Annotated in this window: 13 protein-coding genes; 9 read left to right on the top strand and 4 right to left on the bottom strand. The window is 44.0% G+C overall.

Annotated elements, in window-relative coordinates; genetic code table 11:
* Positions 1-42: 42 nt before the first annotated feature.
* Complete coding sequence (locus K5Q73_RS16695; protein ID WP_220759498.1) at positions 43-2,832, bottom strand: insulinase family protein; 2,790 nt, start codon at positions 2,830-2,832, stop codon at positions 43-45.
* A 339-nt stretch (positions 2,833-3,171) separates the two neighbouring features.
* On the opposite strand from K5Q73_RS16695, the gene sixA reads away from it, so the two are divergent.
* Positions 3,172-3,642: a phosphohistidine phosphatase SixA gene (gene sixA, locus K5Q73_RS16690; protein ID WP_220759499.1), complete on the top strand. Its 471-nt coding sequence runs from the start codon at positions 3,172-3,174 to the stop codon at positions 3,640-3,642.
* 192 nt (positions 3,643-3,834) lie between these two features.
* Here the strand turns inward: sixA and smrB are convergent, their stop codons facing one another.
* The gene (smrB, locus tag K5Q73_RS16685) at positions 3,835-4,365 is read right to left on the bottom strand and encodes an endonuclease SmrB (RefSeq protein WP_220759500.1); all 531 of its coding nucleotides are present in this window, start codon (positions 4,363-4,365) and stop codon (positions 3,835-3,837) included.
* Between the two features lie 79 nt (positions 4,366-4,444).
* Between smrB and prmB the strand changes: the two genes are divergently transcribed.
* From prmB to K5Q73_RS16650, 7 genes are all read left to right on the top strand, one after another.
* On the top strand, positions 4,445-5,389 hold the full coding sequence (gene prmB, locus K5Q73_RS16680) for a 50S ribosomal protein L3 N(5)-glutamine methyltransferase (RefSeq protein WP_220759501.1): 945 nt from the start codon (positions 4,445-4,447) through the stop codon (positions 5,387-5,389).
* A 132-nt stretch (positions 5,390-5,521) separates the two neighbouring features.
* Entirely contained in the window at positions 5,522-6,616 is a 1,095-nt protein-coding gene (gene aroC / locus K5Q73_RS16675; protein ID WP_220759502.1) for a chorismate synthase, read from the top strand.
* Positions 6,616-7,779, top strand: a complete 1,164-nt coding sequence (locus K5Q73_RS16670; protein ID WP_220759503.1) for an MFS transporter — start codon at positions 6,616-6,618, stop codon at positions 7,777-7,779. Before aroC ends, K5Q73_RS16670 begins: the two co-directional genes overlap by 1 nt.
* A 36-nt stretch (positions 7,780-7,815) precedes the next feature.
* A complete protein-coding gene (locus tag K5Q73_RS16665) occupies positions 7,816-8,937 on the top strand; it encodes an ATP-NAD kinase family protein (RefSeq protein ID WP_220759504.1) in 1,122 nt (373 codons plus the stop codon).
* 129 nt (positions 8,938-9,066) lie between these two features.
* A complete protein-coding gene (locus K5Q73_RS16660) occupies positions 9,067-9,336 on the top strand; it encodes a YfcL family protein (protein ID WP_220759505.1) in 270 nt (89 codons plus the stop codon).
* A gap of 94 nt (positions 9,337-9,430) precedes the next feature.
* Positions 9,431-9,955: an RNA methyltransferase gene (locus K5Q73_RS16655; RefSeq protein ID WP_220759506.1), complete on the top strand. Its 525-nt coding sequence runs from the start codon at positions 9,431-9,433 to the stop codon at positions 9,953-9,955.
* A gap of 258 nt (positions 9,956-10,213) precedes the next feature.
* Positions 10,214-10,942: a DUF3313 domain-containing protein gene (locus K5Q73_RS16650; protein WP_220759507.1), complete on the top strand. Its 729-nt coding sequence runs from the start codon at positions 10,214-10,216 to the stop codon at positions 10,940-10,942.
* 130 nt (positions 10,943-11,072) lie between these two features.
* Here the strand turns inward: K5Q73_RS16650 and mnmC are convergent, their stop codons facing one another.
* Positions 11,073-12,986, bottom strand: coding sequence for an FAD-dependent 5-carboxymethylaminomethyl-2-thiouridine(34) oxidoreductase MnmC (gene mnmC / locus K5Q73_RS16645; protein WP_220759508.1), 1,914 nt, complete (start codon positions 12,984-12,986; stop codon positions 11,073-11,075).
* 230 nt (positions 12,987-13,216) lie between these two features.
* Here mnmC and fabB point away from each other — a divergent pair, with 230 nt between their 5' ends.
* Entirely contained in the window at positions 13,217-14,428 is a 1,212-nt protein-coding gene (fabB, locus tag K5Q73_RS16640; RefSeq protein ID WP_220759509.1) for a beta-ketoacyl-ACP synthase I, read from the top strand.
* Positions 14,429-14,801: 373 nt separating this feature from the next.
* On the opposite strand, the gene K5Q73_RS16635 is transcribed toward fabB, so the two are convergent.
* On the bottom strand, positions 14,802-15,740 hold the full coding sequence (locus K5Q73_RS16635) for a LysR substrate-binding domain-containing protein (RefSeq protein WP_220759510.1): 939 nt from the start codon (positions 15,738-15,740) through the stop codon (positions 14,802-14,804).
* Positions 15,741-15,885 lie beyond the last annotated feature (145 nt).

Below are 15,885 nucleotides of genomic sequence, written 5' to 3'. Positions count from 1 at the left end.
ATATCGTTAGAGGAGCGGAGATATTGTAAGCAGATAATTATTTTAATAATCAAACTGCTGCGCACTCTGTTTGAATGCACGAAGATCAGTGATCATCTTGTCTGACTCAAGAGGAGTTTGTTCTATGTGGCAATCCCCTGTGCTAAACAACACCAATCGGTCACAATGTTTGGTGCGCATTTTCTGCATAATAAACTTAATAAGATCGGCGCGGGTGAGCGATTTTATTTGTTCTGCGACAGACTCGCGTTGGTTAAATTTATAGTCTTTGTTGCCAATGCTTGACCAGTAACGTTGACTACGGGTTTTAAGGCTCTGATCTTTTACAAGTAACTGAGTGATCAGCCCGTACTTAGTTGACTCCCATTGCTCGTTAGTTATTTGTAAAATGGCATAGGTAAAGTCAGCGATAAACTCATCTATCGCTTCTAATAACTGTTTTGGACCAGCTGTTGGAGACTGAATATAAAAAATCATACCTGGGTAACGATTTAATGGCAGGTAACCTGTACCGACCATGTAACCAAGTTGACGCTGTGTTCGTAACTCATGGAAGAAAGTTGAGGACATGGTATGGTTCAGAAGGCTAAATAGCGCCATGTTTTCGGGAGTCGCTACATCGGATTGATAGTAGACGATAATACTACTATCAGGATGGGATGCTGGGATCTCTCGTAATAGTGTGCCTTTGTCAGAAAGATCAATCAGTTCTCGTGATGATTCCCTGCTGGGAGTCGTTACTAGTGATAATACCTTTTCTAGCCGCTCACCCAACACCTTTGTTTCACTCTCAAGCCAATCACCGTAAACCAGTCCTTCCAAATGAATTTTTTCATAAAAGTTTTTAACGTGGGCGTGTAAATCATCAAGGGTAATTTCTTCGAGTAACTCAGCCATTCTCGCCGGCTCGAAACTGCGCTTTTGCAAAGTTACCGTTAGACTAGTAAATAGTTGAGAAATGGGCTTAGCCTGAGAATGGTTGTACCAAGCGCGAAGTATTTGTCGCTTAATAAGATCGAAGCGGCTTTGGGTGAAGTTACGCTCTCTTGCTTTAGCGATAACTAACTCCAGCAGCGCCTCTTGTTTGCCAGTAAACCCTGTTAAATGTAACGTGATGCCACCTTGATGCGGGTAAATGTTGTAGCTTAAACCAGCAACTTCAGCTTGATATGTATATTCAGTCAGATAGTCGAGTAGCATTTCAACGTAGAGACGGGTTAACGCTGCGTGTTTAGGAGAAGCGGCAGCTTGTGCTGAGTCTAACGACAAATATAAATGCCCCTTTGGGACGTTAAACTCATCATCTTTGCGATGCCAGATCCGATATCCCGGTTTTTGTGCAACGACAACTGGCACCTTATTAGTACTTTTGTCTGGACGAGCAATACACTCATTACTAATAAAAGGGTTTTTGGGTGGTAGGCTCAACGCTTTACGTACACTGAGGTTTGACCATTTAGCTATTTTATCGGCAGCTATGGCGGTAATCTGATAAGGCGAGTGATACCAATCGGCTTGTTTGTTGGTATCTAATTCTGGCGCAATTAACTGTATCCGCATGTTATGCGGAGCCATCAAAGAGAGTAGTTGTTCTGTCTCTTCGACATTGAGACCATCCATACGGTAATCACCGTAAATAATATCTTCAACATCATAATGATGCATATTAATACTGAGGTGACTAGCCAGATCTAAAGGGTTGACCTGTTCTTGATATTGAAAGGCAATTTTTAGTAATGTAGCCCTTTCATCATAACGCCAACCTTGTAAGCCCTGTAGCCGGATTAATTCTATGTATTCAAATGTTGCTTCAACAACGGTATCTAACTCTTCAATGCCTCGGTCTGTCAGCTGAATACTGATATTATAATCTTTAAAGTTATAGCCATTGACGCCGCCTCCCGCAGAGAGGTTATCGGCAAGCCCTAACTCCTTTAAATAGCACAGTAGACTGCCTTTTCCTTCATAACCTAGTAAGTGGCTGATAAAAGTTAGCGGCTTGTGTTGATAAAAGTGCTCGAGTGCGGGCAGGGCAAAGGTAATTGCGACGCGTTTTTGCTCTTTTAGTGGCACAATATTAATTTGTGTTTGCAGCTGCTCAGGTAAATATATAGCAATATCCGGATAAGTATCTGTTCGGATATGGTCGCTAATATTACTGAAGTACTCATTCGCAATTGCTTCCAATTTTTTTAAACTTAGAGGAGCAACTAGGCAAAGAGTCATGATGCTTGCGCTGTATTTTTGTTGATAAAAGTGCAGCAGCTCTTGTCTTAAGTCACTTTCTGCACCTGCTAAGGTTTTTAAGTTACCAACAGAAAACTTTGAAAAAGGGTGCTTAGGATTCACCGTCTCTTTTTGAACTTGATAAACACGTCGAATATCATCCTTTAGCTTCATGCTAAATTCAGATTCAATAGCCTGTCGCTCTCGGTCAACCAAATCAGTATTAAACAGCGGAGCGATAAAGAATTGGCTAAAGCGATCTAACGAGGCTTCGAATTGCTCGGCATTGATACTGTAGAAAAAGTTGGTATGTTCAGTACCCGTCCAAGCATTATTCGTACCGCCGTGCTGATTGATAAATGCGGAATATTCACCCGACTCTGGATACTTTTCGGTACCGAGAAACAACATATGTTCAAGAAAGTGGGCCATGCCGGGACGTGAAACAGGATCGTCAAAATGACCGACCGCTACAGCCATAGAGGCCGCAGCTTGGCTAGCCTGTTGATCCTCAACCAGTAAAACGGCTAAGCCATTATCGAGTGTGATATGGCGGTATAGTCGATGATCGTTCGGACTGGTTTTAATCTGTTTAGCTTTCGACAAAGAGTGGCTCCAATATCACCAATAAACGAAGGGGTAGCTTATTTTGCGTTTATGCCTGACACGGCATGCTTTTTTACGGTAACTATTTGATCAATCTTTAAGACTTAACTTGCCATCATTTTGACTTATCTTCAAACACAACCTATTGCATCAGTGAAATTAATTACGAATTGATTAAATTTCTCTCAAGTTTGAGTTTAGCTTGTCATCGAGTGTAAGAAATATTTTAGTCGTTATCGATCTATTCGACTAATTATTAATGAAATAACGGTAGGTTGGCACCTAGATTCGGACTACAATTAAAAAATAACAATAAAGAATTGGGAGTAGCCAAGCAGTATGCAGCTATTTTTAATGCGTCACGGTGAAGCGGGCTATCATGCCCATTCAGATAGGGAACGTACCCTTACCGATCTTGGCCGCCACCACACAGGCCTTATGAGCAATTGGTTAGGGCTTACTACCAAAGAATTTGACTTGGTATTGGTCAGCCCATACTTAAGAGCGCAGCAAAGCTGGCAAGAAGTGAGTAAGCACTTTCCTGAGCCACATAAGTGGATCACATTAGATGAGTTAGTGCCATCAGGTGACCCTAGTCGTGTAGCCGATCTTGTGCTTGCCTACGCCGAGCAATATCAAGCTAAGAATGTGTTAGTTCTTGCTCATATGCCGTTACTCGGTTACCTAGTGAGTGAGTTAGTGCCTGGTATTGAGCCACCACTGTTTGCTACCTCTGGAGTGACCTTGATTGAAAGATTAAATGATAGAAATCATCTGGTCTGGCAGCACGCACCACATTCGATTAGCTAGCTTAAGCCGAATCCTATTAGGTGTATAAAGAATAATAAAAGGTGAGTCATTCGAGTGTATCTAGAAGGCTCACCTTTTTGACTTTTAGACTAGCAATTTGGGGCTCTATTTTAGTTTTAGCTCTAAGCCTAACTCTAATCCTAACCTAACCCTAAACTCTTATTTGTGTTTATGATGCTGATTAATCTAGATTTACCGGCGGTAGGGCTGATCGCCAATGTCAATTAACACTAACAGTGCTGCATCGCCCCCCCATTCCTTAGTGGCTTGATGAAAGGCTTTGACATGAGGATGCTGTACTAACCACATAGGGATATTTTGTTTTAAAATTCCCGTCCCGTATCCATGCATCACACAGCAACAATGGCTTTGTTGTTTGATGCAGGCCTGAATCAATGCAGCAAGCTCAAGTTTTGCTTCCGATTGACGCATCCCATGCATATCTAGCAATAGATCTGGTACGTAGTCACCACGACGTAAACGTTTGACTTCATGGTTATCCACGTCATCTCGTGCCCACTTCATCGGACCATTAACCGGCAATAGAGGTTGATAGGTGTCGGAGAAATAGCTATCAGCATGCAGTTGCTGCTCTTTCTCTTCAATAATTTTTCGGTCCTTAGGAGCCGCTATAAAATGGCGCTTATTTTGCTGAAAAGGTTTTATTCCTTTCGTTAGCTCTGCAAAAAGGGCCAAATCGTCGTTATCTTTGCTTTTATTCATCCTTCTATTTTATTGAATCCTATGCCATATGAATAGAGTTCAGTTACAATGAGTCGGAATTAAAAAGTTGGAGTGAATTTTGGATAAGATTTTTGTTGATGAAGCGGTAACAGAATTACGTACTATTGGCGATATGCTACGTTGGGGCGTCAGTCGTTTTAATGATGCAAACATTTACTATGGCCACGGTACAGATAACGCATGGGACGAAGCTATTGCGTTAGTATTCCACGCTTTGCATCTGCCTGAAGAGATCGGTCAGCAAGTGATTCACTCTAATTTAACCAGCAGTGAAAAGCATAAAATTGTTGAGCTTATCATTCGCCGCGTAAGAGAGCGTTTACCCGTTCCTTACCTTACAAATAAGGCGCAGTTTGCTGGGCTTGAGTTCTTTGTTGACGAACGTGTTCTTGTTCCACGCTCGCCAATTGCCGAGTTAATTGCAAACCGTTTCAGCCCTTGGTTATACAACAAGCCAGTTAACCGTGTACTTGATTTATGTACCGGTAGTGCTTGTATCGCTATCGCTTGTGCTTACGAATTTGAAGATGCCGAAGTCGATGCCTTAGATATCAGTGTTGATGCGCTAGAAGTCGCGCAAATTAATATCGAAACCCTTGATGTGATGGATCGAGTCTTCCCGATGGAGTCAGATCTCTTCTCTGCGATTCCAAAAGGTCCTCATTACGACTTAATCGTATCTAATCCTCCCTATGTGGATGCGGAAGATATTGGTGATATGCCTGAGGAATACCATCATGAGCCAGAAATTGGTTTAGGTTCGGGCCGCGATGGCTTAGATCTAACTAAGCGCATTCTTGCTAATGCGGCAGATTATCTATCTGAAGATGGCTTGCTTGTGGTTGAAGTGGGCAACTCTATGGTACATCTTAATGAGCAATTCCCTGAAGTACCATTTACATGGGTCGACTTTGAAAATGGCGGTGACGGTGTATTTGTACTAACTCGTGATCAGCTAGTTGAAAATGAATCACTTTTCGCCATCTATAAAGATAGTGAATAATAGGTTCTAGCCGCAGACTAGTCTGCGGCTTACTACCAATCTGTACTCCTACAACAAGGTTGGTATCGAGGATTTACCGACAACGTGCGGCTAAATGATAATTAAAATAAAGAGATAGAGGGCTAAAAGCGAATGTCGGGAAACAGTATTGGTCAAAATTTCGTAGTAACAACATTCGGTGAAAGCCACGGTGTCGCCATTGGCTGCATTATCGACGGATGCCCACCAGGGGTTGAGTTGACTGAAGCGGATATGCAGCACGACTTAGACCGCCGCCGTCCGGGTACTTCACGCTATACAACTGCTCGTCGAGAGCCTGATGAAGTGCGTATTTTGTCAGGAGTATTTGAGGGCGAAACCACAGGTACCTCAATTGGCTTGTTGATTGAAAACACCGATCAGCGCAGTAAAGATTATTCAAATATCAAAGACTTGTTCCGTCCGGGGCATGCAGATTACACCTATCAACAGAAGTACGGTCAACGCGATTATCGCGGTGGCGGCCGTTCATCTGCCCGTGAAACGGCTATGCGAGTCGCTGCTGGGGCAGTCGCTAAAAAATACCTTAAACAAGTTCACGGTGTTGAAATCCATGCTTATCTATCACAGCTTGGACCGATTGCAGCCGAGACTGTCGATTTTGAACAGATTGAGCAAAATGCCTTTTTCTTTCCTGATGCATCCAAACTTGATTCATTAGATGAGTACATGCGCGCTCTTAAAAAGAGCGGTGACTCTATTGGCGCTAAAGTCTCTGTCGTGGCAACGGGTGTGCCAGTGGGTCTTGGTGAGCCAGTATTTGACCGACTCGATGCCGATATTGCTCATGCACTTATGGGGATCAATGCGGTTAAAGGTGTTGAAATCGGTGATGGTTTCGAGGTTGTCAATCAAAAAGGCTCTGAGCATAGAGACTTGATGTCGCCAGAAGGCTTTGCATCTAACCATGCAGGGGGTATTTTAGGTGGTATCTCATCAGGGCAACCTATCGTTGCTCATATTGCGATGAAGCCGACGTCGAGTATCAGTGTGCCGGGTGAAAGCATGACTGCTCAAGGTGAAACCGCGGAAGTGGTGACTAAAGGTCGTCACGACCCTTGCGTGGGTATTCGAGCAGTACCGATTGCCGAAGCCATGTTGGCTATCGTGCTGATGGATCATTTATTACGCCACCGTGCACAAAATATGGATGTGAATAGCAGTACACCTATTATCGGAATGCGTTGATGTTTCATCCCAAAAGCACAGAGCAGCAACTTCGCTGGCTCTGTGCCTGTTATTTCTTTTTCTTTTCAATTCTTGGCATCATGGTGCCTTATCTTGGGGTGTTTTTTGACAGTCGTGGTTTTGACGCCCAAGAAATAGGTTTCCTACTCGCTATCTTAATGGCCACGCGGATCATCGCACCCAATCTATGGGCTATCGTTGCCGATAGAACGGGTATGCGCTCCGAGCTAATTAAAATAGGTGCCGGTGCAGCGGCGATAAGCTATCTGACGTTTTTCTATGATGGCAGTTTAACTTATCTAGCCATCAGTCTCGCTGTTTATACCTTCTTCTGGAATGCCATATTAGCTCAACTTGAGGTGATTACTCTCGAAACCTTAGGTGATGATACTAATCGGTATGGCGCTATTCGTAGCTGGGGGAGTATCGGTTATATCGTGTTGGTGATCAGCGGCGGTTTTGCCATTGACCACTTTGGGCCGCAGATCTTGCCTTATATCGGTATGACGTTGTTTATTGGTATGCTAGTCAGCGCCTTACCATTGCCGTCTAATCGCGTCATCGTAGATAAAAGCCAGAAACGTAAACCGTTAGTCTTCGATAAAGCGCTCATTTGGTTCTTGCTCTCTGCTATGTTGCTACAGATGAGTGCAGGGCCTTTCTACGGTTTTTTTGTGCTTTATTTAAAGCAAGCGGGTTACACAGAGGCAACGGCAGGGATCTTTGTGGCACTTGGCGTGATGGCCGAAATCGTTATGTTTATGTATGCGCCGAAATTGCTTGGCCGATTTGGGGTTAACCTTCTTTTAGTCGTGAGCATAGGATTAACCGCAGTGCGCTGGTTATTGTTAGCATACGGCGTTGATAATATTATCTGCCTCAGCATAAGTCAGTTATTGCATGCCTTTACCTTCGGTTTAACCCATGCTGCGTCGATACAGTTTATTCATAAACATTTCGATACCAGTCGTCGCAGTCAGGGCCAAGCACTTTATGCCAGTTTAAGCTTTGGTGTAGGTGGCGCTCTAGGCACTTTGCTTTGTGGCATTATTTGGGGCGATGGCTCAGGCGCTGTATCTACCTGGATATTTGCAGCAGCTTGCGCATTCTTGTCTATGCTAGCCGTGCTCTTTATTCCTAAGCCTAAAGCGACCGTCGCTTAACGGGTTTAACCTACAACGTAAAATGGAGTCATAATTGTGGGCAAGTTTCGTCTTGGTTTAATCATCAATCCATTAGCAGGTCTTGGTGGCAGTGTCGCATTAAAAGGCAGTGACGGTGTGGCTGCAGAAGCGCTTGCCAAAGGCGCTGTACCTAAAGCTCATCTAAGAATGCAGCAAGCACTTGCAGTGATTGAGCCTTATAAAGCTCGCATCGAGGTGATTACGGCCTCGGGTGATATGGGCGAGACTATCGCTAAGCAGATGGGCTTTACGACTCGTGTTGTTTATCAAGCACCTCTGCAAACCGAGGCTCAAGACACACAAAAAGTCGTGGCAGAGCTGTTAAATGAGACCTTGGACTTACTGCTATTTGCTGGTGGCGATGGTACAGCCCGTGATGTGTATGCCATCGCTGATGATAATATTCCCGTATTAGGTGTGCCTGCTGGTGTTAAAATTCATTCTGGTGTGTACGGCATAACGCCACATGCTTCAGGCATGGTGGTCAAAATGCTATTAGAGGGTGAATTAGTCAGCCTGATGAGCGCCGATGTAATGGATATCGATGAAGCGGCATTTAGAACCGGTGTGGTTCGCGCCAAGCGCTTTGGTGAAATGCTAGTGCCTGCAGAGCCAAGGTATGTGCAAGCAGTGAAGATGGGCGGTAAAGAGAGTGATGAGCTGGTGCTTGCCGATATCGCCGCAGAAGCGATTGAGCAGATGGAAGGTAATCTTTGTATCATTGGCTCGGGTAGCACAGTTGCTGCGGTAATGAGTGAACTGGGGATTGAAAATACCCTATTAGGCGTCGATCTTATTCAAGATGAAGTCTTAGTCGCTAACGACCTTTCTGCTGATGAGTTACTACAGCACACTGAAAATAAAGCGCTAAAGCTATTTATTACCCTAATTGGCGGCCAAGGGCATATATTAGGCCGAGGTAACCAGCAGTTAAGCCCTGAGCTAGTAAGGCGTGTTGGCAAAGATAATATTGTTATCTTAGCGACAAAAACAAAGTTAAAAGCACTTGATGGAAGACCATTAATTGTGGATAGTGGCGACCCTGAATTAGATAAAGCACTTACGGGTTACTATAAAGTGATTACTGGGTATCACGATTACGTGATGTATCAAGTCGCTAATCCGGATTTAGCATAAAAATACTCATCGCTGGGTTCGCAGAAAACTGCGCTTGGTGATGTTCATTTACGATTTTAAGACAAGTTTGGAGTGTGGATAGAACGATTGTCGATCCGCACTCCAATTGATAAGCATGTGGAGCCCTCAATGATTGAGCAGTACGAGCAAACACTACAAGACTGGATTGAAACCATTGTTGCCGAAGGTGATGATGACGCGTTATTTGCAAGTGGTTATTTACAAGGCCATGTGGCGGTTGTGCTTTCGCAGCTTGAAGTCGAGAGTGAGCAAGGACTTAGCGCGTTAGATGCTAAAATGAGCGAGTGTTTAGCATTAGCAAGAGAAGAGCTAGGTGATAGTGATTACGCATTAGTGAGCGATGCTTGGGCTCAATTAAGCACTAAACTGGCTGCATAATAAAAGCTGGCGACTTACAAACTAGTTGCTAGTTAAGGTGAACGCATTAATTAATGTGTTCACCTCTAGATAGAGTGAAAGAGTTTACCCTGTTATGAGTAAGAGTAGTTATGTTGGCATTGGTTTAGTTAACCCAAAAAGTCCAACAAATGTCGGTGGTATAATGCGCGCCGTGGGTTGTTATAGTGCTGATGCGGTATTTTATACCGGTAAACGCTATGAGCTAGCCGCCACTAATGGCACAGCGCAATATAATACCGACACTAAACGTGCCAGTAGTTCTATTCCGTTGATGAAAGTCGAGTCATTGCTCGATGCCATAGAGCCCGACGTAAAAGTGGTTTGTGTTGACCTAGTTGAAGGGGCTATCCCGCTTCCGGAATTTGAGCACCCTGAAAAAGCAATTTACATCTTCGGCCCTGAAGATGGCACTATCAGTCAACAAGTCATTAATGGTGCTGATGCCGTGGTCTATGTGCCTACGGTAGGCTGTATGAATCTTGCGGCCTCAGTGAATGTATTGCTATACGATAGACTCGCTAAATCGAATTCTATTGCTAGTGACGAGCTTATTCGCAGTAGTCGAGATACAAACAACCGAGTTAGGGTAAAACGTTAGCACTGACTAGCACTAAAATAGGTTGACGCTTGTATTAAGCCAGTTGGAACTCCCGACTGGCTTTTTTGTGTGCAGTATTAAACGGGGATCATTTCCCCATAACCACCTGATTGTTTTGTGACTCAATTGACTCCCTATGTATTTCTATCCATATTAAATAGTAACTAAATTAGCGAATATAAATTAGCGAATAATTGCTTTGCAGCTACTCATTAGCAGCTTGACGCTGACAGATTAAATACTAAGGGATGGATCAAAATGATTTGGATGACAAACGTGTGTAAGGGCGACAGGCTTTTAAAGTCTGTCATAGTCATAGTCATGGGCATATTAGGCTTAACGGCTTGTAGTTCTGAGCCAGCAAGGCTACAGCAAGGCCCCGATGCTGAGATGACTAAAGACGGTTTAGTTAAAGTTGAGCATTCTAAGTTGGATCTCTCTTATGCTCGACCAGATGTAAACTGGGCCAAGTACACTAAGCTCTATTTTGAACCTGTTAAAGTAACCAACGATCATCCTGCCGATTACCAACCACCTAAGATAGATAAAAGAGCCGATGGCCTCAATGCTACCTATGAGTTGCCTCAAGAGGCACTGACTAAAATGTCAGAGCAGTTTAGCCTTACGGTAAAAGAAGTGTTCAACGCTGAACAACCATTTGAGTTGGTCGCTCAACCTGAACCTAATACTCTAGTCATTGAAGCTGCGGTTACCGATATTCGTCTCAGTGCTCCTCTGGAGTCCAGTAGAAGAAGTTTCAGCTCGATGGGTAGAACCTATACAGAGAATTCTGGCTCGATGATGTTACTTGCGGTGATTAAAGATGGCGAGACCGGTGAGGTGTTAGCTAAAGCGGCTGATAGAGGGCAAGGGTTTAATCAATGGAGTCAAAATACTCAAGTGTTTAATTGGGGCGATGTCAAAACCGTTTATCGCCGTTGGGTTAATGACTTTAAGAATGCGCTTATGAATGCAGGAGCCGAATAGTAAGCCATAGCCTTGTATTTTAGTCTTACATTTTAGCCTTAACTATGATGTTAGTTTCAAGAAAAGAAAAGCGCCGATTAGGCGCTTTTCTGGTTTTACATACTCGGGCATGAGGTTGATAAGCTGTAAGCTAAGCCTCTGCAGCTATCTCTAGCGCTTTACCTTTGAGTAGTTTACGCATCCACATTCGATTTGGGTTGAGTAGCGCCACAAAATCACGGCTAATAGGCATTAATTCGCCACAAATTTGCGCCGCAAGAGCTTCAGCGGCGAGTGGCCCAGAGCTTAATCCTCGTGAGCCTAATCCACCTAGTACATACAGACCTTGGTGAACAGGGGCGTTATGATTTTGCCAGTAATTACGGCTCTGCGGTGTTAGCTGATGCTGTTGATATAAATCCATGATCGAGTCGAGATCCGGAGCTGGGCCCATCATAGGCGCGTGATCGCGGGTCACCATACGTACGCCAACACGAGCGCTATGGCCTGATACATCAATGTCTTCCACCCAGTCTTGGCCAACATAACTATGCTGAATCTTATGTAAGTTCTCGACCTGCTCATTCGGGCAATAATCGGTATTACCTGCATTTTTAACGTAGCTTGCGCCTAGGCAATGTAAGGCATTATTGCTAGGTGTCATATAGCCGTGGGCGCATAAAACACTGCTGAGTTTTGACAATTTTGTTCGCGAAGGAACATGACTAACCTGACCCCTAAAGCCTGTCGCTTGTAAATATTGTGTCTGTGGAAATTGCGTAATCGATTTGCCGTTTGCAACGACAAGCGCCTTAAAAGGGCCAAATGTCTCAGTGTTGCTATCGAGATACCAGCTACCATCTTTGTAGTGTATGTCGGTAATTTGAGTGTTGAGCTTTAGTGTGGCATCGCTAATCGTCTTAGCCTGATTAAAAGCCGCCTGGGTAAAGTCTTGTGGTGACACCCAGCCACCCATAGGGTAAAAAATACCGCCGTCAGCCACTTTTACACCAGCAATGTTAGTCGCCTGTTCGGCCGTAATCGCTTGAGCGATACTCGGCTGCCAGCTGTGGCCATTAATAATCTTCGCCACTCGCTTACGGCTGCGCTCATCGTGCCCTGTGTGCACTACGCCGCACAGGTCAAAATCAATGGCGTGTCCTTGCGCGGCTAGGCTCTTGAGTCTTTGTAAGCTAAACAGATAAGCTTGCTGAAAATACTGACTTAGGGTGTTGTTATCTGGGGTGAGCAACGGATAGATAGCCCCTTGCTTATTGCCAGAAGCAGCTTGCGCCAAGGCATGATCTTCACAGAAAAGCGTGACGTGTTGTCCTCGTTCGGCTAATGATAAGGCTAAACAAGCACTGGCTACGCCGCCGCCAATGATAGCAATGCTTTGGCTTACATGTGCAGCACTTGCAGTAGAACATATCGGATAAGGAGCTTGTAAGGCTTGGCTTTGCGAACGCATAGCGGCTCTTTCTTGAAAACAGATATCATCGCGGCTCTGTGTATTCTCTACAACGCTGCCGGCAAAGCGTAAAAAACCTACTTGTTTAGCCTGAGAGTAGAGTGATTGGCATTGTTCGGCGCTAAGAACTTCATCCAGGCTCAATAGGGCATCATTTTTACTTAACTTTGCCAACTGCCAAAACAGTGGTTGGGTAATCTGAGTTTGCTCTGCATCACTGTTGATGTGCCAGCCATCAACAAAACCATCGCTAACCATAGGCAAAGCTTGCAGTTGCGTTAGGTATGGCCCTAGATAAAAATCGATAGTGAGTTTGCCATTATTAACGATGACTCGCTGACAGCCTTCAATTGCAGCTAAAGTTACGCTTCCTTGAGGACATAGCAATTCAGATAACTCTTTATCTGTCAGTAGGGTAAGTGATGCCTCGTTTATATCGGCAAATATCTTTAACGTAAGCTTCTCTTGCTGGTGAGCGAGTAGAGTTACCCATTCTTTAAGCTTGGCAATGCTACCTAAACCTATCTGGCCAATGACCAGATTTTTAGTGGTTTTACTGTCGATGATCTGCTTGAGAATTTTACTTACTGTCATGGTTACGTCTTTAATGTTAAATTAAGCACACACAAATATGCTTTATAATCGGTTTTACTTGCGGAAATTGTACATTTTTATGGGCACATTTTGGCAAAGTTTATACGTAAGGTCTCATAATGAGCATTATTTTTGTGTTCCTTATGGAAAGCTGACCACTTAAATGGATGAAAAGCGATACCATTGGTGCAGCAAAATTGGTACTAGATGTACAAAATGGAAAGTTAATAATGAAAAGAGTCGTGATCACTGGACTTGGTGTCGTATCAAGTATCGGTAACAACAAGCAAGAAGTCACTGAATCATTAAAAGCGGGTCGTAGTGGTATTACCCACTCAGATCAGTTTGAAGAAATGAAGCTGCGTAGTCATGTTTGGGGCGACATTAAGATTGACCCATCAGAATATATTGACCGTAAAGCACTGCGCTTTATGGGTAATGCAGCAGCTTATGCACATATCGCAATGCAAGAAGCGATTAAAGATGCTGATTTGACTGAAGAGCAGTATTCAGACCCACGTGTCGGTATTATCGTAGGCACCGGCGGCGCATCTTCAGCAAACCAAGTTCAAGCTGCTGACACACTACGTGAAAAAGGCGTTAAGCGCGTTGGCCCGTATATTGTGCCGCGTATCATGTCGAGCACTGCTAGCGCATGTTTGGCTACGCCGTTTAAGATTAAAGGCATGAACTACTCAATTAGTTCTGCTTGTGCAACCAGTGCACACTGTATCGGCCATGCGGCTGAACTTATCCAAATGGGTAAGCAAGATATGGTATTTGCTGGTGGTTCAGAAGAAGTCGATTGGACGCTAACCATGGGCTTCGATGCTATGGGCGCACTATCGACTAAGTATAACGATGAGCCAACCAAAGCATCACGTACTTATGATGCAGACCGTGATGGTTTTGTTATCTCTGGCGGCGGCGGTATCGTTGTTGTTGAAGAGTTAGAACACGCACTAGCACGTGGCGCAAAAATCTACGCTGAGATCATTGGTTATGGCGCGTCATCTGACGGTTATGATATGGTTGCTCCATCGGGTGAAGGTGCTGTACGTTGTATGCAGATGGCTCTTGCCGATGTCGATACACCTATCGATTACATCAATACTCACGGCACATCAACGCCAGTAGGCGACATGCGCGAGCTTGAAGCACTGCGTGAAACCTTTGGTGATAATCTGCCAGCAATCGCATCGACTAAGTCTTTGACTGGTCACGCGTTAGGCGCTGCAGGTGCTCATGAAGCGATTTACAGCTTGATCATGATGGAAAGCAGTTTTATCGCACCAAGCATCAACATCGATAATGTCGATGAAAAAGCTGCAGGTATGCCGATTGTGACTGAAATGACCGAGAAAGAGCTTAACACTGTGATGAGCAACAGCTTCGGTTTTGGTGGCACAAACGCAACTTTGGTTATGCGTAAGTACAAGTAATACTTACAGCCACTAAAGATAGTATTAAAAAGGAAGCTTAGGCTTCCTTTTTTTGTGCCTGAAGCCTGACGAAGTAGTACACCTAATACCAATCAGTATAAGAAGTTGATCTACTCAGAGCGTTTTTGGCAAACTAATTCAAGACGAATAACTGAAAGAATGGTTGCTCCCTGGTGAAGTTATTTAACGCAGAAGTAGGCAGCCAAAAATGCTCCAGAATGGCGAGTTTTAGTGGCTCTGATACTGCGTTAACAAGCTTAAACGTAGAATAACTATGCTCTGCACTCGTTGCCTTGTCTCAGAGCCGCTAAACTCTCGCTGAGCGACCAAATCTTTATACTAATTGGTATAAAGTTTGTTATATCGTTATCTATTACTTCCAGGGAAGCGGATTGAGCCGTTCTTTTAGTAGTTGAATAAAGCCAGAAATACGCGCCGAACGTTCTTTTTCTGGGCTTGATAATAGCGCGACGATATTAGCGTTTGGCAGAGAATAATCGGCTAATATGCGCACTAGTTCACCGCTGTTGAGCTGCGGCTGCACATCCCACTCTGAGCGCATAATGACGCCTAACCCTGCCATAGCCCAATCTTTAATCACCCGCCCCTCGTTACTTGCCAGTGTCGGCGTGATCCTAACCATTTCAAGATTTTCACTTGCGAGCTTCTCATGTGAAAGCTTCTCAGGTGACAACTTGGTAAACGGCCACAAGGTAACATCCTCGTTGTTTTCCCTTAATGCAATGCAGCGGTGTTTGAGTAGATCTTGGGGCTCTTTTGGCTCGCCCATTTGCTGAAGGTAGGCTGGAGAAGCGCATATAAATCTTTGATTACTTGCCAAAGTGATCATCTTTAGCGAAGAGTCATTGAGCGCACCGATATAAATAATGATGTCCCATTTATGATGACTAGACCAATTGGGGTTATCTGATAATTCAAGTTCTATATCAAGCTGAGGATGCAAGAGCTTGTATTCGCCAAGCAAGGGCGCGATATAATCATTACCAAAACCTAAAGGTGCCAAAACTCTGAGTTTGCCGCAGACATGTTCCCTGAGTTCATCAAGCTGTTCTTGTAGCTCATCAAGCCCTCTTAAAATAGGCAGGCCTTTATCCAATAAAAGTTGTCCTTCTTCGGTAAGGCTTACAACTCTAGAGGGACGTTGGATAAGTTTAATCGATAGCTTTTTTTCAATATGTTGCAATCTAAGTGTCACCGATGGTGGGGTGATATTTAAGGATCTAGCGGCATCGGCTAAGGTTCTATGGCTTGCGATTGTGGTGATAAATCTTAGATCTTCAGTGGTGATCATTTGGTTTGGACTTAATCTATACCTTAATAAGTATTAATGTAAAACAAAACATACTTCTTGGATACTGTTGTTCTACTCACTGGTTTGATCTCGTTCAGTTGCATCAATCCAGAAATGATTTTATAGATGGAACAGGAAAATGTTC

The sequence above is a fragment of the Shewanella sp. MBTL60-112-B2 genome (assembly GCF_019655055.1).
Classification (GTDB): Bacteria; Pseudomonadota; Gammaproteobacteria; order Enterobacterales; family Shewanellaceae; genus Shewanella.
Note: the sequence above shows the minus strand (reverse complement) of the source record. Positions and strands in the feature narration are given on the sequence as shown.